Here is a 23,998-nt window from a genome sequence, read left to right on the forward strand (position 1 = left end):
CGGCGGGGCGGCCGGTAACAGGTCGCCCCGCAAATCCTTACGCGTTCTTGCTTTTCTGCCACAGCACGTCGCCGCGGCCGCCGGCCCGGTTGAGCACGCGGCCGAGCACGAAGAGCAGATCCGACAAGCGGTTGAGGTACTGGCGCGGCGCGTCATTGACCGACTCTTCCTGCCCCAGCGCGACGATCATCCGTTCGGCCCGCCGGCACACGGTACGGGCTTGGTGGCACAGGGCCGCGGCGCGGGTGCCACCGGGCAGGATGAAGTCCTTCAGGGGTTCCAGGTCGTCGTTGAAGCGATCCAGTTCCGTTTCCAGATGATCGACCTGCCTGGCGGTGATCATTTCCATGCCCGGAATGCACACCTCGCCACCCAGGTCGAACAGATCGTGCTGCACGTTGGTCAGCAGGGTACGTACGTCCTCCGGCAGCTCTTCGCACAACAGGATGCCGATGGCCGCATTGGCTTCATCCACCTCGCCGAGGGTGTGGATGCGCAGGCTGTTCTTGGAGACCCGGTTACCGTTGCCGAGGCCGGTGGTACCGGCGTCGCCGGTGCGGGTGTAGATCTTGGAAAGGCGGTGGCCCATGTTTGCTGTCTCCTCTGGGAGTTGATGTTCTTGGAGGGGCGATTATAGCCAGCCGGACCGGGCGGGGAGGGATGCTACAATTTCCGGCTCTGAAACCTGATATTTCCCCGACCGTCGTTGTTTGAGACACCCGGAGACCCCACGCCGATGAAAAGCGCCGAAATCCGCCAGAAGTTCCTTGAATTCTTCGCCTCCAAGGGCCACCAGATCGTGGCCTCCAGTTCGCTGGTGCCTCACGAAGACCCGACCCTGCTGTTCACCAACGCGGGCATGAACCAGTTCAAGGACGTTTTCCTCGGCTTCGACAAGCGCCCCTACACCCGCGCCACCACGTCGCAGAAGTGCGTCCGCGCCGGCGGCAAGCACAACGACCTGGAAAACGTCGGCTACACCGCGCGTCACCACACCTTCTTCGAGATGTTGGGCAACTTCAGCTTCGGCGACTACTTCAAGCGCGACGCGATCAACTACGCGTGGGAGCTGCTGACCGGCGTTTTTGGCCTGCCCAAGGACAAGCTCACCGTCACCGTGTATGCCGAGGACGACGAAGCCTACGATATCTGGACCAAGGAAATCGGCGTGCCGGCCGAGCGGGTGATCCGCATCGGCGACAACAAGGGCGCCCGCTACGCTTCCGACAACTTCTGGATGATGGGCGACACCGGCCCCTGCGGCCCCTGTACCGAGATCTTCTACGATCACGGCGAGCACATCTGGGGCGGCCCCCCGGGATCGCCGGAGGAAGATGGCGACCGCTTCATCGAGATCTGGAACAACGTGTTCATGCAGTTCAACCGTGACGAAGCCGGCGTGATGCATCCGCTGCCCAAGCCCAGCGTGGACACCGGCATGGGCCTTGAGCGGATTTCCGCCGTGCTCCAGCATGTGCATGCCAACTACGAGATCGACCTGTTCCAGGCGCTGATTGCCGCTGCCGCCCGTGAAACCAGCGGCGCCGATATGGACAGCCCGTCTCTCAAGGTGCTGGCCGACCACATCCGCGCCTGCTCCTTCCTGATCGCCGATGGTGTGATCCCCGGCAACGAAGGCCGCGGCTATGTGCTGCGCCGGATCATCCGCCGGGCCATCCGCCACGGCTACAAGCTGGGCGCCCGTGCCGCTTTCTTCTACAAGATGGTGCCGGACCTGGTGGCCGAGATGGGCGAGGCCTATCCCGAGCTGAAGACCGGCCAGCAGCGTATCACCGACATCCTCAAGCAGGAGGAAGACCGCTTCTTCGCCACCATCGAGAACGGCATGGCCATTCTCGAAGGCGAACTCGCTGCGATGGCCGCCGCCGGCAACACGGTGTTCAACGGTGAAACCGCTTTCAAGCTCCACGACACCTTCGGCTTTCCGCTCGATCTGACCGCCGACGTGTGCCGTGAGCGCAGCATGACAGTCGACTCCGCCGCCTTTGACGCCGCCATGGCGCGCCAGAAGGAGCAGGCCCGTGCCGCCGGCAAGTTCAAGATGGCTGCCAATCTCGAATACGACGGCCCGGTCACCACCTTCCACGGCTACGACGGCCTGGAAGCCAAGGGCAACGTGCTGGCCCTCTACAAGGACGGCGTGGCCGTCAATGAGCTTTCCGAAGGCGACATGGGCGTTGTTGTGCTGGATGACACCCCCTTCTATGCCGAGTCCGGTGGCCAGGTCGGCGACCGGGGCGAGCTGCGTTCGGTGCATGGCATCTTCGCGGTGGAAGACACCCAGAAGATCCAGGCCACCGTTTTCGGCCACCACGGCGTTGTGACCACCGGCAAGATCACTGTCGGCAATGGTGTCGCCGCGAAGGTCGATACCCTGGCTCGCGCTCGCACCCAGCGTCATCACTCGGCAACCCACCTGATGCACAAGGCCCTCCGGGAAGTCCTCGGCGAGCACGTGCAGCAGAAGGGTTCGCAGGTCGATCCTGACAAGACCCGCTTCGACTTCGCCCACACCCAGCCGGTGACGGCCGAGGAAATCACCCGCATCGAACGCATGGTCAACGATGAGATCATTGCCAACGCAGCCACCGAGGCTCGCGTGATGGACATCGAGTCGGCCCAGAAAACCGGCGCGATGATGCTCTTCGGCGAAAAGTACGGCGACGAAGTGCGCGTGCTCTCCATCGGTTCGTCGAAGGAGTTGTGCGGTGGCACCCACGTGAGCCGCACCGGTGACATCGGCCTGTTCAAGATCACCCTCGAAGGCGGCGTGGCAGCCGGTGTGCGGCGTATCGAAGCCGTTTGCGGCGACGTGGCGGTAGCGCTGGTGCAGCAGCAGCAGACCCTGCTGGATGCCGTGACCGGCGCGCTCAAGGCCCAGCCGCAGGAAGTGCTGTCCCGCGTGGTGCAGGTGATGGACAACGTGAAGGCGCTGGAAAAGGAACTCGCCCGCCTGAAGAGCAAGCTCGCCGCCAGCCAGGGTGACGATCTGCTGGCCCAGGCGGCGGATGTGGCCGGCGCCAAGGTGCTCGCCGCCGTGCTCGAAGGTGCCGATGTGGCGACCCTGCGCGAGACCCTCGACAAGATCAAGGACAAGCTCAAGAGCGCGGCTGTGGTGCTGGCCAGCGTTATTGACGGCAAGGTGAGCCTGATCGCTGGCGTGACGCCGGACCTGACCGGCAAGGTCAAGGCCGGTGAGCTGGTCAATTTTGTCGCCCAGCAGGTGGGTGGCAAGGGCGGCGGCCGGCCGGACATGGCCCAGGCTGGCGGCACCGATGCCGCAGCGCTGCCGGCGGCCCTGGCCTCGGTGGCCGGCTGGGTCGGCGGCAAGCTGGGCTGAGCGTCATGAGCTTCAACGAGTGGCGTTTCTGCCCCCAGTGCGGGAGCCCGCTTGAGCGGGGCGAGGTGGAAGGGCAGAGCCGTCAGCTGTGCTTCAACCCGCCTTGCGGCTTCGTCCGCTGGGACAACCCGCTGCCGGTGGTGGCCGCCATCATCGAATGCGTGGATCGGGATGGCGTGGTGCTGATCGCCCGCAACCGGGCGTGGGCGGAGGGCAAGTTTGGCCTCGTGACCGGCTTCCTGGAGCGAGACGAGGCGCCCGAGGACGCCGTGGCCCGGGAGGTGCGGGAAGAGACCCGCCTTGAGTCGGTTGGCGTGAATCTGGTTGGCGTCTATCCCTTCACTCGTAACAACGAAGTGCTCATCGTCTACCACGTGCAGGCGCGGGGCGAGATCGTCCTGAACGAAGAGTTGGCCGAATACCGGCTGATCGCCCCCGAGAAGCTCAGGCCGTGGCCCCAGGGAACGGGGCCGGCCCTGCGCGACTGGCTGCTGGGTTTGGGCCTGCCGGTTCCCGATGCTTAGCGGCCAGGGAGCGTCGGTTTCCACACATCCTTGACGTAGCCGACGCCGTTGCGGCCTTTGTCCTTGATGGCGTACATGGCCTGGTCGGCGCGCAGGAACAGGGCTTCCATGTGGTCTGCGTCAGAGGGGAAGAAGGCGATGCCGATACTGGCTGAAATGCGGGCGTCGCCCTCCTTGAGCGCATAGGTGCCGGCGAGGGCGCGCAGGATCGCTTCGGCGACGGGTTCAACGTGCGTCACGTCGGTGATGCCCCCCAGAATCACGGCAAATTCATCGCCCCCCAGCCGGGCGGCGGTATCCATTTCGCGGATGCAGGCCTGCAGGCGCTGCGCCACTTCCATCAGCAGCTGGTCGCCAGCCAGGTGGCCCAGGGTGTCGTTTACCTCCTTGAAGCGATCGAGGTCGATCAGCATCAGGGCAACCTGTGCGCCGCTGCGGCGGGCAACGTTGATCTCTTGCTGCAGTCGATCAAGGAGCAGGCGCCGGTTGGGCAGGTTGGTAAGGACGTCATAGCTGGCCTGGCGCCACAGGGTTTCCTCGGCGCGTTTCTGGGCGGTGACGGTCGAGTACATGCCGACCCGCCACTGTGCTTGGCCCTCTTCATCGTAGATTGTGTTGATCATCAGCCAGTCGGCAACCACTTCGCCGCTACGTCGGCGATTGAGGATTTCGCCTTTCCAGGTTCCGGTTGCATCCAGGCTCTCCCACATGGCGCGGAAGAAGGCGTGGTTGTGGCGGCCGGAGTGCAGCAGGCCTGCCGGCTGTCCGATTGCTTCGCCCGGCGTGTAACCCGTGAGTCGCGTAAAGGCAGGGTTGATGGCGACGATACGGTTGGTGGTGTCGGTGACCATGATGGCCTCGCCGACTGCCTGGTAGACGAGGGAGGCGAGCTTGAGGGCCTCTTCCCGTTCGCGCCGTTCGCTGATGTCGCGGATGGCCATGGTGACCATCCGGCCGCGTTCGGTCTCGATGGGGGTGAAGCTCGCGCTGATCGGAAAGCGGTGCCCATCGGCGGTGATCGCCCACAGGTCGATGTCGAGGCCGGCCTGCCCGGGCGTGACAAGGTCAATCTCTTCCGTTGCCAGCAGCAGGCTGGCCGGCTGCCCGATCAGGGCGTCATGGCTGTAGCCGAAGGTGATCAGTGTGCGCTGGTTGACCCGGTTGATCCGTCCTTCGGCATCGACGATCACGATGGCGTCGGGGGCAGTATCGAGCAGAGTGCGGAATTCCTTTTCCTTGCTGGCGATGCGGCTCAGGTCGGCTTCCCTGCAGCGCCAGGCATGCAGAAGCAGGCCCGTCATGGTCAGCGTGGCGAGCAGGAAGGCGGTGATCTGAATGGCGGTCTTGAGCAGTTCGCGGTGCCAGCCCAGGAGATAGTCGTCATCCGCCAGGCCGACGATGACGTAGTAGGGGTAGTTGGCCATGCGCCGGTAGGTATTGGTTCGCTCGATCTGGTCCATGCGGGTGGACGCCAGGTACGTGCCGGCGGTGGGCACGCTCTGGATGGCTTCCCTGAGCTGTGCCGAAACGCTGCGGGAGCCGATGGCGGCTTCTGGTGTGGCCAGTTCCGGGTGGCGAGTCACCATGCCCAGTTCCAGGTCACGCAGGCTGATCGCGCCATTGGGGCCAAGGTTGATGCCGGCGAAGAGCTGGCGCAGGTGGTCGACACGCACGCTGGCGATGACGGCGCCGGCAAAGCCTCCTGAAGGGGAGTCATAGCGACGGCTCAGGGTGATGATCCATTCGTCGTTCAGACGGCTGCGCAGGGGCGGTGAGATCACCAGTCCTGCCGCGGGAGTGTCGCGGTGGCGGCGAAAATAGTCGCGGTCGGCCAGCAGGCCGGGTGTTGTCTTGTAGAGGTTGCTGCCGGCGATGATCGTACCGGCGCTGTCGGCCACAATCAGGCTGGCCAGGGCTGGCTGGCGGGAATAATGGTGCCTGACGGTGGAGTTGAAATCCCGTCTGCTGCGGGTTCGGGCCAGTTCGTCCTGCAGGTCATCCACCAGTGCCTGCAGGGTCAGGTCGATGCGCTCGAAGGAGGCGGCGATGTCGTGCTCAAGGAGCTGGGCGATGTTCTGGGTGGCCACTGCCGCTCGTGCGCGGGATTGCTCAAGGCCCTGGCGGAGGGACTGGAGCGCCAGTCCGGCCATCATCAGGTTCAGCAGGACGACTGCAATCACCAGTCGGGTGCGGAACTGGGATGAGCTGAAGTTTGCCAGTTGGCGGCCGGGCAATTCCTTCATGGGCAGTCCTCCATTGGGGCTGTGTGCCGGTCTTGGTGATTAACGACCGATTTGCAGCCAGCTTCAACGGATAGCCTGCTCTTTGGCAGGCGAGGGGGGCTGAAGGGAAACAACACGGGCTCGCTGGCAGGCAGCGAGCCCGGAGACGACTTAGAAGGGCAGCTGGACGCCCGGCCAGACGCCTTCGATGGCCTGACGGAAATCGGCCTGGATGCGGGCAAGCGCGGCGTCGGTGTCGGCCTCGAAGCGCAACACGACCACCGGCGTGGTGTTGGACGGACGGGCCAGGCCGAAGCCGTCGGCGTATTCGACGCGCACGCCATCGATGGTCAGGATGCTCTCGGCGCCTTCGAACGTGGCTTCGGCCTTGAGCTTGTCCACCAGCGTGAAGGGCTCGCCTTCATTCATCTTGATGTTCAGCTCGGGGGTGCTGATGGCGTCAGGCAGGCCCTTGAGCACCGGGTTGGCGTCGGGTTGGCGGGACACGATTTCGAGCAGGCGGGCGCCAGTGTAGAGGCCGTCGTCGAAGCCGTACCAACGTTCCTTGAAGAACACGTGGCCGCTCATTTCGCCGGCCAGTGGGGCGCCGGTTTCCTTGAGCTTGGCCTTGACCAGCGCGTGGCCGGTGTTCCACATGGTCGGCTTGCCGCCGCGATCACGGATCCAGCCGGCCAGGTTGCGGGTGCATTTGACGTCGTAGATGATCTCGCCGCCGGGCACGCGGGTCAGTACGTCTTCGGCGAAAAGCATCAGCTGGCGGTCGGGGAAAATGATTTCGCCATCTTTGGTGACCACGCCCAGGCGGTCGCCGTCACCGTCGAAGGCGAGGCCGATTTCGGCATCGGTTTCCTTCAGGGCGCGGATCACGTCGGCCAGGTTTTCGGGCTTGGAGGGGTCCGGGTGGTGGTTGGGGAAGTTGCCATCCACGTCGCAGAACAGCTCGACCAGCTCGCAGCCGAGGCGCTTGAAAAGTTCGGGGGCGACCGCGCCGGCCACGCCGTTGCCGCAGTCCATGACGATTTTCATCGGGCGGGAGAGCTTCACGTCGCCGATGATCTTGTCGACGTAGGCGGGCACCACGTCGGCGTGGGTGAGCGTGCCCGGGACGAGTGCGTGCACCAGGTTGCCGTCAATGATGCGCTGGCGCAGGGCCTGGATCAGCTCACCGAACAAGGTCTGACCGCCGAGGACCATCTTGAGGCCGTTGTAGTCGGGCGGGTTGTGACTGCCGGTGACGGAGACACAGGAGTTGGTGCCCAGCTCGTAAGCGGCGAAGTAGGTCAGGGGGGTCGGCACACAGCCGACGTCGACCACGTTCACACCCGCTGCGCGGATCCCGTCAGACAGGGCGCCGGCCAGCTCGGGGCCGGACAGGCGGCCGTCGCGACCGACGGCAATGGCTTGCTGGCCGCGGGCGACCGCTTCGGAGCCGAGGGCGTGGCCGATGGCGCGGACGGCTTCGGCTGTCAGGGACTTGTCGACGATGCCGCGAATGTCATAAGCCTTGAAAATCTCGGGGGCGGGAACGAACATGCTTGAAGCTCCGATTCGAAATTAATGAAAAATGAATTATACGCAGTGCACCATGAGGTTCCGGTGCACCATTGAAAAGCTATTTAACATTTTCTCGCCACCGTGAAAAAATGCACGAGCCGGTTGGGCAGCCAGTCCAGGTTGCCTGGCCAGGCACCGCCGACAAAACCCACGTGGCCGCCTTCGGCCGGTTGTTCCAGATGAACGGCGGGGGAGACGTCCTTGGCTGACGGCAGGTAGCGGGCTGGCAGAAACGGGTCGTTGAGCGGGTTGATCAGCAAGGTTGGGACGACAATGGCCGGCAGATGGACTTTGCTGGAGGCGCGCAGCCAGTAATCGTCCGTATCGCGAAAGCCGTGCAGTGGGGCGGTGACCAGGTTGTCGAACTCGTACAGGTTGCCGGCGCGTTGCATCGCCGCACCGTCGAAGAGGCCCGGATGCTGAGTCAGTTTTGCGCCGGCGTTGCGTTTGAGGGTGGCCAGGAAGTGCCGGGTGTAGACCCGGTTGAAGCCGCGTCCCAGGGTGTGGCCGGCGGCGCTCAGGTCAAGGGGCGGGCAGATCGCTGCTGCTGCCGTGAGGATGGCGCTGGCGGCTGTGCCGCGGGTGCCGAGCCACAGGAGCAGGGCGTTGCCGCCGAGGGACACGCCGGCTGCGTAGCGGGGCACTCCGGGAAAGCGTCGGGCCAGGCGTTCGAGGATCCAGCCGATTTCGTCGGCATCGCCCGAGTGGTAGGCGCGCGGCAGGCGGTTGGGCTCGCCGGAGCAGCCACGGAAGTGGGGTACGACGCCGTTCCAGCCTTGTGCCGCAACACGGCGCATCAGGCTGCGGGCGTAGGGCGAATGGCTGGAGCCTTCGAGGCCGTGAAACAGGATGACGAGCGGTGCGCCGGGCTGCTCGGGCAGCCAGTCCAGATCAATGAAGTCCCCGTCGGGGGTATCCCAGCGTTCGCGTCGGAAACTTGGCAGCGGCCCCTTGCACAGCAGGGGCCAGATCGTTTGCGCGTGGCCGCCCGGGAGCCAGCGGGGGGCGACGTAGGGCGGGGGAGGACGGCTCAATGGACCACGTGCGGGCTGTCGTGACCGTGCAGGTTGTCCATGTCCGGGGCCGGCGAGGCGTGGTGCATGACCATTCTCCAGCCCAGTGCGCCACGGGTGAACACGTTGGTGGCGATGATCGGTGGATGCAGGCGGTCGTCGCCTTCCACGTGCACATGCTGATGAACCGTGTGCACCGCGGTCATCACGTTGAGCCAGTGGATCGGGTGGATGATGCTGACGTTGATGCGCGCGCCGCTGGCGAACAGCTGGCGCCATGATTCGCGGATGGCCGGCAGGCCGATGAGGCGGATGCTGCCCGGATGTACGCAGACGACTTCTTCGTCTTCTGACCATACGGCCATCATGCCGTCGATGTCAGCATGGGCAAGGGCGGCGTAGAAGGCGGCTTCGGCGTCCTCGGCGGAGGTGAAGATCGGGTTCGTCATGGGGCTTCTCGCAAGGACGTTCGTACGTGACACGGGGGCGTTGCCGCCCCCGTGCTGGCCAAAGCCTCGTTCAAGGGATCAGTGATGACCCTTGGGCCGTTCGCCCGCAAAGACGTACTGGGCGCCGCAGTAGGGGCAGGTTGCCTTGCCCTCGGCGGTCACGTCGAGGAACACGCGGGGATGCCGGGCCCACAGGGGGGCATCGGGCATCGGGCAGTGCAGCGGCAGATCGTGGGCGGTGACGTCGATCGGCTTGGACTTGTCCTGATTCTCAGGCATGGGTTTCTCCCGGGGTCTTAGATGAATGACAGCCAGTGTTCGTATTCGGGGGCCTTGCCGTTCACGATCTCGAAGAAGCGCTTCTGCAGCTTTTCGGTGATCGGACCGCGCTTGCCTTCGCCGATGACCCGGTTGTCCAGGTCGCGAATCGGGGTGACTTCGGCGGCGGTGCCGGTGAAGAAGGCTTCGTCGGCGATGTAGATGTCGTCGCGGGTGATGCGCTTGGAGATCACGTCGAGACCGAATTCCTTGGCCACCTGGATCACCGAGGAGCGGGTGATGCCGGTGAGGGCGGAGGCGATTTCGGGTTCGTAGATGGCGCCATCCTTGATCACGAAGAGGTTTTCGCCAGCGCCTTCGGCCACGAAGCCCTGGGTGTCGAGGAGCAGGGCTTCGTCGTAGCCGGCTTCGACGGCTTCGGCGTTGGCCAGGATGGAGTTGGCGTAGGTGGAGGCCAGCTTGGCGCGCGGCATGGTCACGTTGACGTGATGGCGGGCGAAGGAGGATGTCTTCACGCGGATGCCGTTTTCGAGGGCTTCTTCACCCAGGTACGCGCCCCACGGCCAGGCGGCAATGGCCACATGGACGGTGGCACCGTCGGTGGAAATACCCATCTTTTCGGAGCCGTAGAAGGCGATCGGGCGCAGGTAGCAGCTCTCGAGCTTGTTGGCGCGAACGACTTCCAGCTGGGCTTCCATCAGAACTTCCTTGGAGTAAGGAATGTTCATCATGTAGATCTTGCCCGAGTTGAGCAGGCGCTGGGTGTGCTCGGCGAGGCGGAAGATCGCCGTGCCCTTGACGGTGTTGTACGCGCGGACGCCCTCGAAGACGGACAGGCCGTAGTGGAGGGAGTGGGTGAGCACGTGGGTGGTTGCTTCACGCCACGGCACGAGTTTGCCGTCGTACCAGATAAAACCGTCGCGGTCTGCCATTGACATAGGGGGATCTCCAGCTGAAAACAGTAAATTCAAGCCCGCGATTCTAGCGCATTCCGCAGGGCTGCGGACCGCCGGCCCGAAGGGGGTAAAATGCCGGCTTTGCGTGCGGGGTCACGATGAGAACCTGGAAACCGAATGTCACGGTGGCTGCCGTGGTCGAGCGCGACGGGCGCTTTCTGCTGGTGGAGGAGGAGACCGAGACAGGTTTGCGCTTCAACCAGCCGGCGGGTCATCTGGATCAGGGCGAGTCGCTGGTCACTGCATCGGCCCGGGAGGCGCTGGAGGAGACTGCGCACCACTTCCGGCCTGAGTTTCTGGTGGGCATCTACCAGTGGCCCAAGCCGGACAGTGACGTCACTTACCTGCGCTTTGCCTTTGGTGGCTCGATTACCGGTTTCGACGCCGGGCGCAAGCTCGATTCAGGCATCGTACGGGCCGTGTGGATGACACTGGACGAGCTGCGGGCGACCCGCGAGCGGCATCGCAGTCCGCTGATCCTGCAGTGTTGCGAGGATTACCTGGCGGGGCGGCGCTATCCGCTCGACCTGGTCCGGCATTACGACGCCTGATGGGACGCAGGCTGGTCCTGTGCTTGATGTTGTGGGCAGGGTCAGCCCTGGCCGATGAGCGCGTGGCCATCTGCTTCAATTACGGTTGCCTGTCCGAGGCGACGGTGGCGTTGTCGGAAGAGCGGCTGGCAGAAATCCGTGAGCGCCTCATGCTGGCGGATTCAGCACTGGCCGAGCGGGCGATCCTGGCTCTGGTGCTGGGGCAGTTGTACCGCTGGGCCGGCGAGCAGTCGCCGATCAGTGCGGATCGCCCTGGCGACTTCCTGGATGACGAGGCGTACGGGAGGATGGATTGTATCGATCACGCGGAGTCGACCACCCGTTTGCTGACGATGCTGGAGGCGCGGGGTTATTTGCGTTTTCATGTGGTGGCGCCGATCAGCCGGCGGGTACGCTGGCTGGTGGCCCAGCATTTTTCGGCGGTGATTCGCGAGCGGAATGACGAGGCGCCGGATACCGGCGCACGATTTGTAGTGGATACCTGGTTCGGGGAGCACGGCGATCCGGCCGTGGTATTGCCCCTGGAGGACTGGCTGGATGGAGAAGGACCGAATGTCTCGTAAGGAAAAAGTCGTTGTCGGCATGTCCGGCGGAGTGGATTCGGCCGTGGCGGCGCTGCTTCTGAAGCAGCAGGGCTACGACGTGGTCGGCCTGTTCATGAAGAACTGGGAGGACGATGACGACGACGAATACTGTTCGACCCGGGAAGACCTGGTGGATGTGGTGTCGGTGGCCGACGTGATCGGCATCGAGCTGGAGGTCGTCAACTTCTCGAAGGAGTACAAGGAGCGGGTTTTTGCCGATTTCCTGCGCGAGTACGAGGCTGGCCGGACGCCGAATCCGGACATCCTGTGCAACTCGGAGATCAAGTTCAAGGCTTTCCTGGACCATGCGATGGCGCTCGGTGCCGACCGCATCGCCACCGGCCATTACGCCCAGGTGCGTGAATGGACCAACGATGGGCGCACCGAATACCAGCTCCTGAAGGCCGAGGACGGTACCAAGGACCAGAGCTACTTTCTGTATCGCCTGAATCAGGCGCAGTTGTCGAAAACCCTGTTCCCCATCGGTCACCTTTACAAGCGCGACGTGCGCAAGATGGCCGAGGCGGCGGGGCTGCACGTGCATGCCAAGAAGGATTCGACCGGCATCTGCTTCATCGGTGAAAGGCCGTTCCGGGAATTTCTGGCCCGCTATCTGCCAGCCAAACCGGGTGAGATCCGCACGCTGGAAGGTGACAAGGTGATCGGCCAGCATCAGGGCCTGATGCATCACACCATCGGCCAGCGCAAGGGCCTGCAGATCGGTGGCATCAAGGGTAACCAGGACGAGGCCGGCGAGCACGATGCCTGGTATGCGGCCCGCAAGGATATGGAGAAAAACGTGCTCTACGTGGTGCAGGGGCACGCCCATCCGGCCTTGCTGAAGGAGCGTCTGATCGCCGCCGACCTGTCGTGGGTGTCGGGGCAGGATCCGCGCACCCACTGGGTTTACACGGCCAAGCCGCGCTATCGCACGCCGGATGCGCCGTGCGAGATCGATGTGCTGGCGGACGGCCGTGCCGAGATTGTGTTTGCCCAGCCTCAGTGGGCGGTGACACCGGGGCAGAGCGTGGTGATCTACGAAAGCCGGGTGTGCCTGGGGGGCGGGATCATCGTCGCCTGAAGCATCGGAGTGTGAACGTAAAAAGGGCGCCGTGATGGCGCCCTTTTTGTCGCTTGCGTGCCGCTCAGGGGTTCTGGGCGAGGCGCAGGGGTGGGTAGGACCAGTTCTTTTCCCAGGCTGCGCGGACGATGTTCGGATATTCCGCCCGGCCGAGGCTGCCGTTGTAGCGGCCGAGGGCGCGGAACAGATCACCTTTTTCGATATCCACGTAGTGACGCAGAATCGTGCAGCCAAAACGCAGGTTGGTGCGCATGTGGAAGAGATTGCTGTCTGGGGCGCCAATCAGCTTTGTCCAGAACGGCATGACCTGCATGTAGCCACGTGCGCCGGCGGATGACAAGGCGTACTTCTTGAAGCCGCTTTCCACCTGGATCAGGCCGAGCACAAGTTGTGGGTCGAGACCGGAGCGGGTGGCTTCGTAGTGCACCGCGCGCAGGAGCTCCATGCGCGCGGCTTCGTCCGGGATGCGGGTGGCGAGGCGGCGGGACATTTCCCCCAGCCAGCGCGCCCGCTCCCCGGTGTTGGTGAGGGCGGAGTCGGGCGGTGCCTGGTCGGCAACCGCCGCATGCAGCGCCGCCCGTACGCTCGCCGCCAGCGGTTCGTATTGCTGGTTGCCGGCGTGTGCACTGAGCGCCCATGGCAGCAACACCAGTGCGGTGAGGGCGCAGCGGGTCATGCCTGAAAGGCTGGAGGCCATCGATCAGCCCCGCAGCTTGCCGATGACGGTGGCGGCCACGTCGGCAATTGCCAGCTTGGTGGCTTCGGCTTCGCGACGGCCCTGATATTCGACCACGCCTTCCTTCAAGCCGCGATCGCCGATCACCACCCGGTGCGGGGTGCCGATCAGTTCGTTGTCGGCCAGCAGGGAGCCCGGACGTTCGTCCCGGTCGTCGAGGAAGACGTCGATGCCGGCGCCCTGCAATTCGGCGTAAAGGGCATTGGCGGCGTCACGGACGGCTTCGGACTTGGCGTAGCCCATCGGCACGATGACGACTTCGAAGGGGGCGATGGCCTCGGGCCAGATGATGCCGCGGGCGTCGTAGTTCTGCTCGATGGCGGCACCAAGGATGCGCGATACGCCAATGCCGTAGCAGCCCATCTCCATGATCTGCTCCTTGCCCTGTTCGTTGAGGAACTTGCAGTTGAGGGCTTCGGCGTACTTGGTGCGCAACTGGAAGATGTGACCGACTTCGATGCCGCGGCAGATGGCCAGCACGCCCTTGCCGTCGGGGGACGGATCGCCGGCGACGACGTTGCGCAGGTCGGCGACTTCGGCTTCGGGGAAGTCACGGCCGATGTTGACGCCGGTGTAGTGGTGGTCGTCATCGTTGGCGCCGGTGACGAAGTCGGCCATGGCGGCCACCGTGCGGTCCATCACCACGCGGCCGGCAAAGCCGACGGGGCCGAGGGAGCCGGCGTTGGCGCCGAAGGCGGTAAGGATGTCGCCGGGGGCGGCGAAGGTCAGCGGGTTCTTGATGCCGGCGATCTTCTGGGCCTTGATCTCGTTGAGTTCATGGTCGCCGCGCAGCAGAAGCAGCACGGGCTTGCCGCCGGATGCTTCGTCGCCTTCCACGACGATGGCCTTGACGGTGCTTTCGGCCGCTACCTTGAGGAAGGTAGTGAGTTCGGCGATGGTCTTGGCGCCGGGGGTGTGTACCTTGGTCAGTGCTGCCGATGCGGCCGGGCGCGGGCTGGCGGGGGCGAGGGCCTCGGCCAGTTCGACGTTGGCAGCGTAATCGGAGTCGGGGCAGTAGGCGATGTCGTCCTCGCCGGTTTCGGCGATCACGTGGAATTCGTGGGAGCCGGTGCCGCCGATCGAGCCGGTATCTGCCGCCACCGCGCGGAACTTCAGGCCGAGGCGGTTGAAGATGCGGTGGTAGGTGTCGAACATGTTGCGGTATTCGCGCTGCAGATCTTCAAACGAGCTGTGGAAGGAGTAGCCGTCCTTCATCACGAACTCGCGGCCGCGCATCACGCCGAAGCGGGGGCGGATCTCGTCGCGGAACTTCATCTGCACCTGGTAGAAGTGCTTGGGCAGTTGGCGGTAGCTGCGCAGGTCGCGACGCACCACGTCGGTGATGACTTCTTCGTGGGTCGGTCCGATCACGAAGTCGCGGTCGTGGCGATCCTTGAAACGCAGCAGTTCGGGGCCGTAGAAATCCCAGCGGCCGGACTCCTGCCACAGTTCGGCAGGTTGCACGGCCGGCATCAGCAGTTCGATGGCGCCGGCACGGTTCATCTCTTCCCTCACGATCGCTTCCACCTTGCGCAGCGCGCGCAGGCCCAGAGGCATCCAGGTATACACGCCGCCGGCGAGGCGTTTGACCAGCCCGGCCCGCAGCATGAGCTTGTGACTGACGATCTCGGCGTCGGACGGGGCTTCCTTGAGGGTGGAGAGGAAGAACTGTGAGGCACGCATGGACGGAATCCGTTGTAAGTACAGCCTGTAATTTTAGCGTGCACGTCGATGCTTGGCTGCGCTTCTGTTGCGCCGCACCGATTCGGGGCGTTGTTCTTTCACGACAGGGGGAAATGTGGAAGAATTCCGGCCAGTTCATGAATTAAAGGTTGCACCATGCTCGATCGTGAAGGCTACAGGCCTAACGTCGGCATCATTCTGGTGAATGCGCGCAACGAGGTTTTCTGGGGCAAACGGATACGAGAACATTCCTGGCAGTTTCCGCAAGGCGGAATCAAGCATGGCGAATCGCCGGAACAGGCTATGTACCGTGAGCTCTTCGAGGAAGTCGGCTTGAAGCCTGAGCACGTCCGTATCATCGGCCGCACCCGCGGCTGGTTGCGCTACGACGTGCCCAAGCACTGGATCAAGCGCGAATGGCGCAACACTTATCGCGGGCAGAAACAGATCTGGTTTCTGCTGCGACTCGTGGGGCGCGATTCGGACGTCTGCCTGCGTGCGAGCAATCACCCGGAATTTGATGCCTGGCGCTGGAGTTATTTCTGGGTGCCGCTTGAAGCGGTCATAGAGTTCAAGCGCGGGGTGTATCAATCAGCCTTGCTGGAGCTTTCGCGGCTGCTGTTCCGCGATCGACTCTTTGAAATCCCCGACAGCTATCGGTTCTTCGATAGTCCTCCCGATCAGACCGAGCCTCCCCCGTCGGTTTGAACACGCCGGAAACTCGGCAGTCCTGCTTTTGTCTCAATCCTGAAGTCCCTTCGTTTGCTGCCGTTAAAGGCAGCGGGTATGCCGGAGTCGCTCAGGCGGCTCCGGTTTTTGATGTCCGGTACGTGGGAGGAGACAACATGGAGCGCTTGTACTATCAGCCGATCACTCAGTTTCGCGTCAAGAGCGGCAGCTGTGAGATCACCGATGCGTGGAGCCTGGCAAAGGTCACCGCATCGTCGCCGGCCATCGAGGTGATGACCGATTTGCGGCGTATTCCCGCCGCCACCATCCCCCACAACGTTTCGTTGTCCGAAACCAATCACAGCATGATCCTGCGCGGCGTCCGTCTGCTTTTTGTGACGGATGCCAGTCGGCGCATCGTCGGGATCGTGACGTCGAACGATCTGCTCGGCGAGAAGCCGACCCGCGTGGCCCGCGAACGCATGATGCGTCATGAAGAACTCACCGTTCGCGACATCATGGTGAGCACCGAGGAGCTGGATGCTGTCTCGCTGGCGGATGTGCTCCGTTCGGAGGTCGGTCACGTGGTGGCCACCCTCAAGTCCTGCGGCAGGCAGCACGCGCTGGTTGTGGAGGAGGGCGCCGATGGCGTGCCAGCTGTGCGTGGCATTTTCTCGGCTTCCCAGATCGCCCGCCAGATGGGAATCCCGCTGCAGACCACCGAAGTGGCACGTACCTTTGCCGAGATCGAGGCGGCGATCGCCAGTTAGTCTTTGCCGGAGCGCCGGGCCTGTGGCCCGGCCGGCGGGGGGAGGTTGTAGAATTATGGACTTGTTTCCCTTCGGAAAAGTCCATGCGTCCCATTTTCAGTTCCTCGTCCGGGCGCCTGCCTTCGGTTCTGGCGCTCGCGCTGCTTTCGTCCCTTGCCGCTTGTGGCGGGCGCACCTCCCTGTATGAAGCAGAGGTCAAGCCCGACTGGAAGGAGCGCGAGCTTGCGCTGCCGGCCCACCCCGTTGCGGCTGATCTGATCCCGGTTTATGTCAGTCCTGCGGCGACGACCTCTTTCTTCATTGACGGCAAGTCGCTCAGTCTGGCTGACGACGGGATTGTCCGTTACACCCTGGTTGCCCGTGCGGCAGGTGGTGCGGAGAATGTCAGTCGTGAAGGCATTCGCTGCGAAACGGCCGAGCGCAAGTTGTACGCGATCGGGCGGGCTAACGGCGACTGGACGCTGCCCCGCAACACGGACTGGCAGCGCATTGTCGATAACGCCTTCAATCGTCAGCATGCGGTCCTTGCCAAAGAGTTTTTCTGCCCGCCGGGCTCCATCCTGCCTGGTCGCGATGAAATCGTTCAGTCGCTGCGCAAGGCTGCAGCGTTGCGCTGAACATCACGCAAATACGGAATCGCAAACATGCTTGATCATTTGATTATTGGCTTCGACAAGGCCTTGCGCACAGTTTTTGCCAATGCCCAGACCGTGCGTCCGGTGCCCGGTGATTCCCTGCCGGAGGCCGAGCTGAGTGAGGAGGAAAGGCGGCTCGCGGCGTCTTTGATGCGGGTGAACCACTGCGGGGAAATTTGCGCCCAGGCGCTCTATCAAGGGCAGGCCCTGATGTCGAAGGACGAGGGGATCAAGCGGGCGCTCGAAGGCGCCGCGCAGGAGGAAACCGAGCACCTGGCCTGGACTGAGCGCCGGATTGCCGAACTGGGTGGCCGGAAGAGTCTGCTGAACCCACTCTGGTATGGCGGTTCGCTGGCCATCGGAATGCTCGCCGCGCGTTTTGGAGACGGCATCAACCTGGGCTTTCTGGCCGAAACGGAACGTCAGGTCGAAGCCCATTTGAAGAGTCACCTCGACCGCTTGCCGGAGCAGGATGTGCGTTCGCGGGAGATCGTCGAGCAGATGAAGACCGACGAGGTCGCCCACGCCGAAACAGCGGAGCGCCTTGGTGCGGTGGACTTGCCCGCTTCGGTGAAGACCGCCATGAAGGCGAGTTCGAAGCTGATGACCCGCGTGGCTTACTGGGTCTGAGGCTGGGGCCGGGTCGTGGGATGAGCCGGCCCGTGTACGCTTACACCTCGATGATTTCCCAGGTGTGCTCGATCTCGGCGGTCTTGCCGAGCATGATGGTGGCCGAGCAGTACTTTTCGTAAGAGAGCTTGATCGCCCGCTCGACGCTTTCCGCCTTCAGGTTGCGGCCGCTGACCTTGTAGTGAAAGGCTATGCGGGTAAATACCTTGGGGTCGACCTCGGCGCGGTCGGCCGTGAGGCTGACGACGCAGTCGGTGACATCCTGACGGCCCCGTTTGAGGATCAATACCACATCGAAGGCCGTGCACCCGCCAGCGCCGGCGAGCATCATCTCCATCGGGCGCGGGGCCAGGTTGCGACCGCCGGCCTCAGGCGCGCCGTCCATGGTTATGGTGTGCCCGGAACCTGTTTCCGCCATGAAGGTCATTCCATCGACCCACTTCACTACGCATTCCATCGTACATTCCTTCGAAGTCAGCTATTCGGCGGGCCCGTCGGGCCTTGTTTGCGAGAGGGGATTGTATCTGCGCGGGAGCGAGTGGAGCGTTGATCTTATGGTGCAGTGCACAAATGCGTCCATTTCGAAGTGTTTGTTTCTGGTGCTGCGAGTGCCGGTCTGTTTCATTAACTTGTTTTGTAAACAAGGGCTTGTGAGTGTATTTTGGTGTATAAATATATTTTATAGGTCTATCAAAAGATTTGTGTCGCATTGCACAAAAAAGGCTTGCCTGTCTTTGGTGTGACGCCCATAATTCGCTCATTCCAGCTGCTTTTGTGTTCTAAAGCGGCTGACGCGGTGTCTCCTCCACCCTCCTCCTTTGGTGTGGATTTAGCGCAGATCTCCCCGATCTGCGCTTTTTTTTATCTTTCGACAGGGTTTGACACGGGTCCGGACTGCGAGATACAATCCGCGGCTTTCCGAATTATGGTCGTTCCCGGTGTCGGGAAAAGTCTGAGGATTCTTCATGAAAACGTTTTCTGCCAAGCCGCATGAGGTCAAGCACGACTGGTTCGTTGTTGATGCAACGGATCTGGTCCTTGGTCGGCTTGCTTCCGAGGTTGCGCGTCGCTTGCGCGGCAAACACAAAGCCATTTACACGCCGCACGTCGATACGGGTGATTTCATCGTCGTCGTTAACGTTGAAAAGCTGCGTGTGACCGGCAACAAGGCCCAGGACAAGAAGTACTACCGTCACTCCGGCTATCCGGGCGGCATTTACGAAACCAACTTTACCAAGCTGCAGCAGCGCTTCCCTGCTCGTGTGCTGGAAAAGGCCGTCAAGGGCATGCTGCCCAAGGGCCCGCTCGGCTACGCGATGATAAAGAAGATGAAGTGCTACGCTGGCGCCGAGCATCCGCACGCCGCCCAGCAGCCCAAAGTTCTCGCGATTTAACAGGAGCCGATAATGGCTGTGACTTACAACTACGGTACCGGTCGCCGGAAATCTGCCGTCGCCCGTGTCTTCATGAAGAAGGGCACCGGCAACATTGTCGTAAATGGCAAGCCCGTCGATCAGTTCTTCTCTCGTGAAACTGGTCGGATGATCGTTCGTCAGCCGCTCGTGCTGACCAACTTCTCCGACACCTTCGATATTCTGGTCAATGTGTCCGGTGGTGGCGAGTCTGGTCAGGCTGGTGCTGTGCGTCACGGCATTACCCGCGCACTGATCGACTTCGATGCAGAGCTCAAGTCCCCCCTGAAGAAGGCTGGTCTTGTTACTCGCGATGCTCGTGAGGTCGAACGTAAGAAAGTCGGCTTCCGCAAGGCACGTCGTCGCAAGCAGTTCTCGAAGCGTTAATTCGCTTCGGATCTGTACCAAAAAGCCGCCTTCGGGCGGCTTTTTGTCATCTTGGCGTAGTATCTTTTGGCTTTGGCGCAAGGATGGCGTCAGTGTTCAGTCGTGGTTCATTTCCTGTTGGGGGCAAGCATGATCAAGGTTGGTGTGGTTGGCGGGACGGGGTATACCGGGGTGGAGTTGTTGCGCTTGCTGGCGCAGCACCCGGAGGTGGAGTTGAAGGCAATTACCTCGCGCGGTGAGGCTGGTCTGCCGGTGGCGGACATGTTTCCGAGCCTGCGTCGGCGGGTTGATCTGCGCTTCGTTGACCCCCAGTCCGCGGATCTGACTGCCTGTGACGTTGTTTTCTTTGCGACGCCGAACGGGATTGCCATGCAGCAGGCTGTTGAGCTCGTTGAGGCTGGTGTCAAGGTGATAGATTTGGCTGCGGATTTCCGGATTTCCGACATCGCCGAGTGGGAAAAATGGTACGGGATGAAGCATGCCTGCCCCGAGTTGGTGGCGGAGGCTGTATATGGCTTGCCGGAGGTGAACCGCGAAGCTGTCAGGAAGGCGCGGGTCGTTGCTAATCCGGGGTGTTATCCGACCGCCGTGCAGCTCGGGTTTTTGCCGCTGGTCGAGGCGGGTGTTCTCGAGCTGGATGGCTTGGTGGCTGATGCAAAATCGGGGGTTTCGGGTGGTGGGCGGAAAGCTGAAACGCATATCCTGTTTTCGGAGTCGGCTGACAACTTCCAGGCTTATGGTGTTGCCGGGCACCGCCATCTTCCGGAGATCCGCCAGGGCCTTGAGCGTTTCGCGAATGCGCCCGTTGGCTTGACCTTCGTGCCCCACCTGACGCCGATGATTCGTGGCATCCACGCCACCCTCTATGGCCGCCTCAAGAAGGATGTGGATCTCCAGGCCTTGTTTGAGGAGCGCTTTGCCGGCGAACCGTTTGTTGATGTAATGCCCAAGGGTTCGCATCCTTCTACGCGCTCTGTGCGCTCGGCCAACATGTGCCGCATCGCAGTTCATCGGCCGCAGGGTGGTGACGTGGTGGTGGTCTTGTCGGTCATCGACAACCTGGTCAAGGGGGCGGCGGGGCAGGCGGTTCAAAACATGAACATCCTGTTCGATTTGCCTGAAATTACGGGGCTTGGGCAGATCCCTGTGATGCCTTGAACTAAATTCGAGTAAATTCGTCAACTATTCGATGTCGGAGCCTTGACCCCGGGGTGGGCCCTGACCATAATTCAAAGACAAATGTAAAGGAGTTGCTCTATGAATGCCGTGACCGAGATGCCGATCCCGCTGGTTTTTACCGATAGCGCAGCGGGTAAAGTTAAGGATCTGATCATTGAGGAAGGGAACCCCGACCTGAAGCTGCGGGTGTTCGTGACGGGCGGGGGCTGTTCCGGCTTTCAGTACGGTTTTACCTTCGATGAAATTCGTAACGAAGACGACACCGTGATGGAGAAGGATGGTGTGATGCTGCTGATTGATCCGATGAGCTACCAGTATCTGGTGGGGGCTGAGATCGATTACACGGAAGGCCTTGAGGGCTCGCAGTTCGTGATCCGCAACCCGAATGCGACGAGTACCTGCGGTTGCGGTTCTTCTTTCTCTGCCTGATTGGCGGTTGGGCGCAGGTAAAAAAAGGGCGCCGCGGCGCCCTTTTTTGTTTGACCGGCCTTGACGTTCAATCAAGCAGTGCCGTCTTGCTCTCTTGCAACTGGGTGAGTCTGGCTGAGAGTGGGGCGATTTGGGTGTGGAAGCTGGTCAGCGAGTTGCCGTTTAGGGGTGTTGCATTTGGCAGGCTGACCTTCAGCGGATCCTGGTGTACGTTGTTGATGCGGAATTCGTAGTGCAGGTGTGGGCCGGTCGCCCAGCCTGTGCTGCCTACATAACCGATGGTTTCGCCCTGGGTGACACGGCTGCCGGGTTTGAGTCCGTGCGCGAAGCTGCTCAAGTGTCCGTAGCCCGTTGTGTATTTGTCGCCGTGGCGAAGAACGATGAAATTGCCGTAGCCGTTTTGTTGCCCAACGAATTCAACCGCACCGTCTGAGGTCGCCTTCACTGCCGTTCCGTGAGGGGCTGCATAGTCGACGCCCTTGTGTTCCCGCCAGGTGCCGAATACCGGGTGCAGGCGCATCGAAAAGCCGGAACTGACCCGGGAGAACTCAAGCGGCGAACGGAGGAAGCCTTCCTTGCGGCTTTTGCCGTCCCGATTGTAGTAGTCCTGGTGGCCATTCTGATTGGTGAACAGGTAGGCAGAATGGTGGGTTCCCTGGTTGATAAACTCGGCTGCAAGAATTCGACCGGCGCGAATGGCGCGACCCTGATGGTAAAAAATTTCGTAGATGACGCTGAAACGGTCGCCCTTTTTCAAGTCCGTATGAAAGTCGATGTCATCGCCAAAAATCTTGGCCAGCTCCTCGGCCACGCTGTCAGGTAGGCCTGCGGAGTCCATTGCTGCAAAGAGCGATGACTGGATTACGCCGCTTTGCATGTGGGTGCGGCTATCGAGCATCAGGGCCTTCTGAGTGACTTGCAGCTTGCCGTTCTGCGTCTCCAGGACGTAGGTATTGTCAGATCCGGGAAGGGTCAGGGATGCCGAGTGCAGACCTCCCTCGGCCGTGCTGGCTACCGTGATCAGGGTGCCCGGGCGAAAAGTGCCGGCGAGGTCCTTGATGATTCGTGGCGAGCTGGCCTGTGCGGCGATGTCGCTGTTCGACAGCCCGAGGCGCCGCAGTGCCCCGGCGAGACTTTCGCCCGAGCGAATCCTGTCTTCGCGAATGAAGGGGCGCGGGTCGTTCCGGCTGATTGACACCGGCAGTGTGCCCAGTTGTTCGACAATCGTTTCTGTTGTGGGCGGGGCAGTCGCGGCTCCCGGCATTACGGCAATTGCAGCTGCCATTCCAACAAGGGAGCCGAGGGTGACGCTTGCCAGACGCCAAAGTTGTACCGGGTCGCCTTCGCGCAGCTTTTTGAGATGCGCTAGAATCGCGGTCTTTTCTCCAAGCATCGGACTTTCCAAGCAAAAACAAGCCGCGGAGTCTAACAAAAACGACGCGTGTCTGGACTTGCGCAAGGGCAAATATGACTGAAATTACTGCGGCGCTGGAGCTCATCAAGCGTGGGGCTGACGAACTTTTGATTGAGGCTGAGCTGGTCGAGAAGCTCAAAAAAGGACGTCCCCTGCGCGTCAAGGCTGGATTTGACCCGACTGCGCCTGATCTTCACCTTGGCCATACGGTGCTGATCAACAAGTTGCGCCACTTTCAGGAGCTTGGGCATCAGGTGCTTTTCCTGATTGGCGACTTCACCGGAATGATTGGTGATCCGTCGGGCAAGAACACTACCCGGCCACCGCTGACTCGTGAGCAGGTGTTGGCCAATGCTGCTACCTATCAGGAGCAGGTCTTCAAGATTCTCGATCCGGCAAAGACGGAGGTCTGCTTCAACTCCAGCTGGATGGAAGCGCTCGGTGCATCGGGCATGATTCGCCTTGCTGCGCAGCACACGGTGGCGCGCATGCTTGAACGCGACGACTTTTCCAAGCGTTACGCGGCGCAGCAGCCGATCGCCATCCATGAGTTCCTGTATCCCTTGTGCCAGGGATATGATTCGGTTGCCATGAAGGCTGACATTGAACTTGGTGGTACGGATCAGCGCTTCAATCTTCTGGTTGGTCGTGAGTTGCAGAAGCACTACGGGCAGGCGCCCCAATGCGTTCTGACGATGCCGCTGCTGGAAGGGCTCGATGGCGTCAACAAGATGTCAAAGTCGCTGGGAAACTACATAGGGATCTATGAACCGGCAAACGAGATTTTCGGAAAAGTCATGTCAGTATCCGATGAGCTGATGTGGCGCTATTACGAACTTCTGTCGTTCCGCCAGGCGGCCGAGATCAGGGGGCTGCGGGATTCGATTGCTGAGGGGCGTAATCCGCGTGACGTAAAGGTGATGCTCGCCCAGGAGTTGGTTGCCCGGTTTCATGGGCAAGCGGCGGCGGTTGCTGCACTTGAGGACTTCGAGGCGAGATTTCAGCGCAATGCGATTCCTGATGAAATGCCTGAGTTGACCTTGCTGGGGGGGGACGTTGGGCTGGGGGTTGCTGCGGTACTCAAGCAGGCGGGCCTTACCGTCAGCACGTCTGAGTCCCTGCGCATGATTGATCAGGGGGGGGTGCGCTTGAATGGGGAGAAAGTCGTCGACAAGGGGCTTCTGCTGAAGACTGGCGAGGTTGTGGTGCTTCAGGTTGGCAAGCGAAAATTTGCTCGGGTGACTATCTCCTGAATTTATTTTTGCAATGATGTTGACGGAGTTTGATTGTTATATATAATGCGGCCTCTTCGTTGCAGCGTTGCCGGAAACGAAACGCGGACGGGGTGGTGAAGTAGGAAGTGCTGCAGAGGATCGCAGTGCTGGCGTTTCAGGTTTTTTGGAAATCGGGTTTAAAAAAGATTTCACGAAAGCTTGACAGAGTCTGAAAGCTCTGTATA

General features: G+C 61.9%; 25 protein-coding genes. 14 read left to right on the top strand and 11 right to left on the bottom strand.

Annotated features, from left to right (window positions below; all coding sequences use genetic code 11):
* Positions 1–37 precede the first annotated feature (37 nt).
* Positions 38–589: a cob(I)yrinic acid a,c-diamide adenosyltransferase gene (locus tag ETQ85_RS04675; protein WP_148577886.1), complete on the bottom strand. Its 552-nt coding sequence runs from the start codon at positions 587–589 to the stop codon at positions 38–40.
* Between the two features lie 147 nt (positions 590–736).
* Here ETQ85_RS04675 and alaS point away from each other — a divergent pair, with 147 nt between their 5' ends.
* Both alaS and ETQ85_RS04685 read left to right on the top strand, forming a co-directional pair.
* Positions 737–3,361, top strand: a complete 2,625-nt coding sequence (gene alaS, locus ETQ85_RS04680; protein ID WP_148577887.1) for an alanine--tRNA ligase — start codon at positions 737–739, stop codon at positions 3,359–3,361.
* Positions 3,362–3,366: 5 nt separating this feature from the next.
* A complete protein-coding gene (locus ETQ85_RS04685; RefSeq protein ID WP_148577888.1) occupies positions 3,367–3,885 on the top strand; it encodes an NUDIX domain-containing protein in 519 nt (172 codons plus the stop codon).
* Here the strand turns inward: ETQ85_RS04685 and ETQ85_RS04690 are convergent.
* The 6 genes from ETQ85_RS04690 to ETQ85_RS04715 form a co-directional block, all read right to left on the bottom strand.
* The gene (locus tag ETQ85_RS04690; RefSeq protein WP_148577889.1) at positions 3,882–6,128 is read right to left on the bottom strand and encodes a bifunctional diguanylate cyclase/phosphodiesterase; all 2,247 of its coding nucleotides are present in this window, start codon (positions 6,126–6,128) and stop codon (positions 3,882–3,884) included. The genes ETQ85_RS04685 and ETQ85_RS04690 overlap by 4 nt on opposite strands.
* A 150-nt stretch (positions 6,129–6,278) precedes the next feature.
* Entirely contained in the window at positions 6,279–7,661 is a 1,383-nt protein-coding gene (locus ETQ85_RS04695) for a phosphomannomutase/phosphoglucomutase (RefSeq protein ID WP_148577890.1), read from the bottom strand.
* 83 nt (positions 7,662–7,744) lie between these two features.
* Positions 7,745–8,716: a hydrolase gene (locus ETQ85_RS04700; protein ID WP_148577891.1), complete on the bottom strand. Its 972-nt coding sequence runs from the start codon at positions 8,714–8,716 to the stop codon at positions 7,745–7,747.
* The gene (locus ETQ85_RS26840; protein WP_148577892.1) at positions 8,713–9,144 is read right to left on the bottom strand and encodes a YybH family protein; all 432 of its coding nucleotides are present in this window, start codon (positions 9,142–9,144) and stop codon (positions 8,713–8,715) included. The genes ETQ85_RS04700 and ETQ85_RS26840 overlap by 4 nt, the downstream gene beginning before the upstream one ends.
* Before the next feature lie 78 nt (positions 9,145–9,222).
* Positions 9,223–9,423: a zinc-finger domain-containing protein gene (locus tag ETQ85_RS04710; RefSeq protein ID WP_148577893.1), complete on the bottom strand. Its 201-nt coding sequence runs from the start codon at positions 9,421–9,423 to the stop codon at positions 9,223–9,225.
* Positions 9,424–9,440: 17 nt separating this feature from the next.
* Positions 9,441–10,361: a branched-chain amino acid transaminase gene (locus ETQ85_RS04715; protein WP_148577894.1), complete on the bottom strand. Its 921-nt coding sequence runs from the start codon at positions 10,359–10,361 to the stop codon at positions 9,441–9,443.
* A 116-nt stretch (positions 10,362–10,477) separates the two neighbouring features.
* Between ETQ85_RS04715 and ETQ85_RS04720 the strand changes: the two genes are divergently transcribed.
* The 3 genes from ETQ85_RS04720 to mnmA are packed head-to-tail and all read left to right on the top strand — an operon-like array spanning position 10,478 to position 12,595.
* Complete coding sequence (locus ETQ85_RS04720; protein ID WP_148577895.1) at positions 10,478–10,930, top strand: NUDIX hydrolase; 453 nt, start codon at positions 10,478–10,480, stop codon at positions 10,928–10,930.
* A complete protein-coding gene (locus ETQ85_RS04725; RefSeq protein ID WP_148577896.1) occupies positions 10,930–11,493 on the top strand; it encodes a hypothetical protein in 564 nt (187 codons plus the stop codon). The genes ETQ85_RS04720 and ETQ85_RS04725 overlap by 1 nt, the downstream gene beginning before the upstream one ends.
* Positions 11,483–12,595 (top strand): tRNA 2-thiouridine(34) synthase MnmA, encoded by a 1,113-nt coding sequence (gene mnmA / locus ETQ85_RS04730; RefSeq protein ID WP_148577897.1) that lies wholly within the window; start codon positions 11,483–11,485, stop codon positions 12,593–12,595. Before ETQ85_RS04725 ends, mnmA begins: the two co-directional genes overlap by 11 nt.
* Before the next feature lie 64 nt (positions 12,596–12,659).
* Here the strand turns inward: mnmA and ETQ85_RS04735 are convergent, their stop codons facing one another.
* Positions 12,660–13,292 (bottom strand): lytic transglycosylase domain-containing protein, encoded by a 633-nt coding sequence (locus tag ETQ85_RS04735; RefSeq protein ID WP_222862056.1) that lies wholly within the window; start codon positions 13,290–13,292, stop codon positions 12,660–12,662.
* 3 nt (positions 13,293–13,295) lie between these two features.
* Positions 13,296–15,014, bottom strand: a complete 1,719-nt coding sequence (locus tag ETQ85_RS04740) for a proline--tRNA ligase (RefSeq protein ID WP_148577898.1) — start codon at positions 15,012–15,014, stop codon at positions 13,296–13,298.
* A gap of 156 nt (positions 15,015–15,170) precedes the next feature.
* On the opposite strand from ETQ85_RS04740, the gene ETQ85_RS04745 reads away from it, so the two are divergent.
* The 4 genes from ETQ85_RS04745 (at position 15,171) to coq7 (ending at position 17,718) form a co-directional block, all read left to right on the top strand.
* Complete coding sequence (locus ETQ85_RS04745; protein WP_148577899.1) at positions 15,171–15,722, top strand: RNA pyrophosphohydrolase; 552 nt, start codon at positions 15,171–15,173, stop codon at positions 15,720–15,722.
* 137 nt (positions 15,723–15,859) lie between these two features.
* Entirely contained in the window at positions 15,860–16,453 is a 594-nt protein-coding gene (locus ETQ85_RS04750; protein ID WP_148577900.1) for a CBS domain-containing protein, read from the top strand.
* Between the two features lie 83 nt (positions 16,454–16,536).
* Entirely contained in the window at positions 16,537–17,070 is a 534-nt protein-coding gene (locus tag ETQ85_RS04755; protein ID WP_148577901.1) for a CNP1-like family protein, read from the top strand.
* A gap of 27 nt (positions 17,071–17,097) precedes the next feature.
* The gene (gene coq7, locus ETQ85_RS04760) at positions 17,098–17,718 is read left to right on the top strand and encodes a 2-polyprenyl-3-methyl-6-methoxy-1,4-benzoquinone monooxygenase (protein ID WP_148577902.1); all 621 of its coding nucleotides are present in this window, start codon (positions 17,098–17,100) and stop codon (positions 17,716–17,718) included.
* Positions 17,719–17,758: 40 nt separating this feature from the next.
* On the opposite strand, the gene ETQ85_RS04765 is transcribed toward coq7, so the two are convergent.
* Complete coding sequence (locus tag ETQ85_RS04765) at positions 17,759–18,175, bottom strand: OsmC family protein (protein WP_148577903.1); 417 nt, start codon at positions 18,173–18,175, stop codon at positions 17,759–17,761.
* A 508-nt stretch (positions 18,176–18,683) separates the two neighbouring features.
* On the opposite strand from ETQ85_RS04765, the gene rplM reads away from it, so the two are divergent.
* From rplM to erpA, 4 genes are all read left to right on the top strand, one after another.
* Entirely contained in the window at positions 18,684–19,112 is a 429-nt protein-coding gene (gene rplM / locus ETQ85_RS04770; RefSeq protein WP_148577904.1) for a 50S ribosomal protein L13, read from the top strand.
* A gap of 12 nt (positions 19,113–19,124) precedes the next feature.
* Positions 19,125–19,517, top strand: a complete 393-nt coding sequence (gene rpsI / locus ETQ85_RS04775) for a 30S ribosomal protein S9 (protein WP_148577905.1) — start codon at positions 19,125–19,127, stop codon at positions 19,515–19,517.
* Positions 19,518–19,646: 129 nt separating this feature from the next.
* Positions 19,647–20,675: an N-acetyl-gamma-glutamyl-phosphate reductase gene (gene argC / locus ETQ85_RS04780; RefSeq protein ID WP_148577906.1), complete on the top strand. Its 1,029-nt coding sequence runs from the start codon at positions 19,647–19,649 to the stop codon at positions 20,673–20,675.
* A 99-nt stretch (positions 20,676–20,774) separates the two neighbouring features.
* The gene (gene erpA, locus ETQ85_RS04785) at positions 20,775–21,125 is read left to right on the top strand and encodes an iron-sulfur cluster insertion protein ErpA (protein WP_148577907.1); all 351 of its coding nucleotides are present in this window, start codon (positions 20,775–20,777) and stop codon (positions 21,123–21,125) included.
* 67 nt (positions 21,126–21,192) lie between these two features.
* Here erpA and ETQ85_RS04790 read toward each other — a convergent pair whose 3' ends face one another.
* Positions 21,193–22,518, bottom strand: coding sequence for a M23 family metallopeptidase (locus ETQ85_RS04790; protein ID WP_148577908.1), 1,326 nt, complete (start codon positions 22,516–22,518; stop codon positions 21,193–21,195).
* A gap of 74 nt (positions 22,519–22,592) precedes the next feature.
* On the opposite strand from ETQ85_RS04790, the gene tyrS reads away from it, so the two are divergent.
* Positions 22,593–23,792 carry a tyrosine--tRNA ligase gene (tyrS, locus tag ETQ85_RS04795; RefSeq protein ID WP_148577909.1) on the top strand — a complete coding sequence of 400 codons (1,200 nt, stop codon included), beginning with the start codon at positions 22,593–22,595 and terminating at the stop codon, positions 23,790–23,792.
* Positions 23,793–23,998: the final 206 nt, after the last annotated feature.

This window comes from Zoogloea oleivorans (genome assembly GCF_008107625.1).
GTDB lineage: Bacteria > Pseudomonadota > Gammaproteobacteria > Burkholderiales > Rhodocyclaceae > Zoogloea > Zoogloea oleivorans.

Bases quoted from the DNA above. Each gene is read 5' to 3' on its own strand.
- ETQ85_RS04675 (WP_148577886.1), bottom strand. From the start codon at position 589: ATGGGCCACCGCCTTTCCAAGATCTACACCCGCACCGGCGACGCCGGT.
- alaS (WP_148577887.1), top strand. From the start codon at position 737: ATGAAAAGCGCCGAAATCCGCCAGAAGTTCCTTGAATTCTTCGCCTCC.
- ETQ85_RS04685 (WP_148577888.1), top strand. From the start codon at position 3,367: ATGAGCTTCAACGAGTGGCGTTTCTGCCCCCAGTGCGGGAGCCCGCTT.
- ETQ85_RS04690 (WP_148577889.1), bottom strand. From the start codon at position 6,128: ATGAAGGAATTGCCCGGCCGCCAACTGGCAAACTTCAGCTCATCCCAG.
- ETQ85_RS04695 (WP_148577890.1), bottom strand. From the start codon at position 7,661: ATGTTCGTTCCCGCCCCCGAGATTTTCAAGGCTTATGACATTCGCGGC.
- ETQ85_RS26840 (WP_148577892.1), bottom strand. From the start codon at position 9,144: ATGACGAACCCGATCTTCACCTCCGCCGAGGACGCCGAAGCCGCCTTC.
- ETQ85_RS04710 (WP_148577893.1), bottom strand. From the start codon at position 9,423: ATGCCTGAGAATCAGGACAAGTCCAAGCCGATCGACGTCACCGCCCAC.
- ETQ85_RS04715 (WP_148577894.1), bottom strand. From the start codon at position 10,361: ATGTCAATGGCAGACCGCGACGGTTTTATCTGGTACGACGGCAAACTC.
- ETQ85_RS04720 (WP_148577895.1), top strand. From the start codon at position 10,478: ATGAGAACCTGGAAACCGAATGTCACGGTGGCTGCCGTGGTCGAGCGC.
- ETQ85_RS04725 (WP_148577896.1), top strand. From the start codon at position 10,930: ATGGGACGCAGGCTGGTCCTGTGCTTGATGTTGTGGGCAGGGTCAGCC.
- mnmA (WP_148577897.1), top strand. From the start codon at position 11,483: ATGTCTCGTAAGGAAAAAGTCGTTGTCGGCATGTCCGGCGGAGTGGAT.
- ETQ85_RS04735 (WP_222862056.1), bottom strand. From the start codon at position 13,292: ATGGCCTCCAGCCTTTCAGGCATGACCCGCTGCGCCCTCACCGCACTG.
- ETQ85_RS04740 (WP_148577898.1), bottom strand. From the start codon at position 15,014: ATGCGTGCCTCACAGTTCTTCCTCTCCACCCTCAAGGAAGCCCCGTCC.
- ETQ85_RS04745 (WP_148577899.1), top strand. From the start codon at position 15,171: ATGCTCGATCGTGAAGGCTACAGGCCTAACGTCGGCATCATTCTGGTG.
- ETQ85_RS04750 (WP_148577900.1), top strand. From the start codon at position 15,860: ATGGAGCGCTTGTACTATCAGCCGATCACTCAGTTTCGCGTCAAGAGC.
- ETQ85_RS04755 (WP_148577901.1), top strand. From the start codon at position 16,537: ATGCGTCCCATTTTCAGTTCCTCGTCCGGGCGCCTGCCTTCGGTTCTG.
- coq7 (WP_148577902.1), top strand. From the start codon at position 17,098: ATGCTTGATCATTTGATTATTGGCTTCGACAAGGCCTTGCGCACAGTT.
- ETQ85_RS04765 (WP_148577903.1), bottom strand. From the start codon at position 18,175: ATGGAATGCGTAGTGAAGTGGGTCGATGGAATGACCTTCATGGCGGAA.
- rplM (WP_148577904.1), top strand. From the start codon at position 18,684: ATGAAAACGTTTTCTGCCAAGCCGCATGAGGTCAAGCACGACTGGTTC.
- rpsI (WP_148577905.1), top strand. From the start codon at position 19,125: ATGGCTGTGACTTACAACTACGGTACCGGTCGCCGGAAATCTGCCGTC.
- argC (WP_148577906.1), top strand. From the start codon at position 19,647: ATGATCAAGGTTGGTGTGGTTGGCGGGACGGGGTATACCGGGGTGGAG.
- erpA (WP_148577907.1), top strand. From the start codon at position 20,775: ATGAATGCCGTGACCGAGATGCCGATCCCGCTGGTTTTTACCGATAGC.
- ETQ85_RS04790 (WP_148577908.1), bottom strand. From the start codon at position 22,518: ATGCTTGGAGAAAAGACCGCGATTCTAGCGCATCTCAAAAAGCTGCGC.
- tyrS (WP_148577909.1), top strand. From the start codon at position 22,593: ATGACTGAAATTACTGCGGCGCTGGAGCTCATCAAGCGTGGGGCTGAC.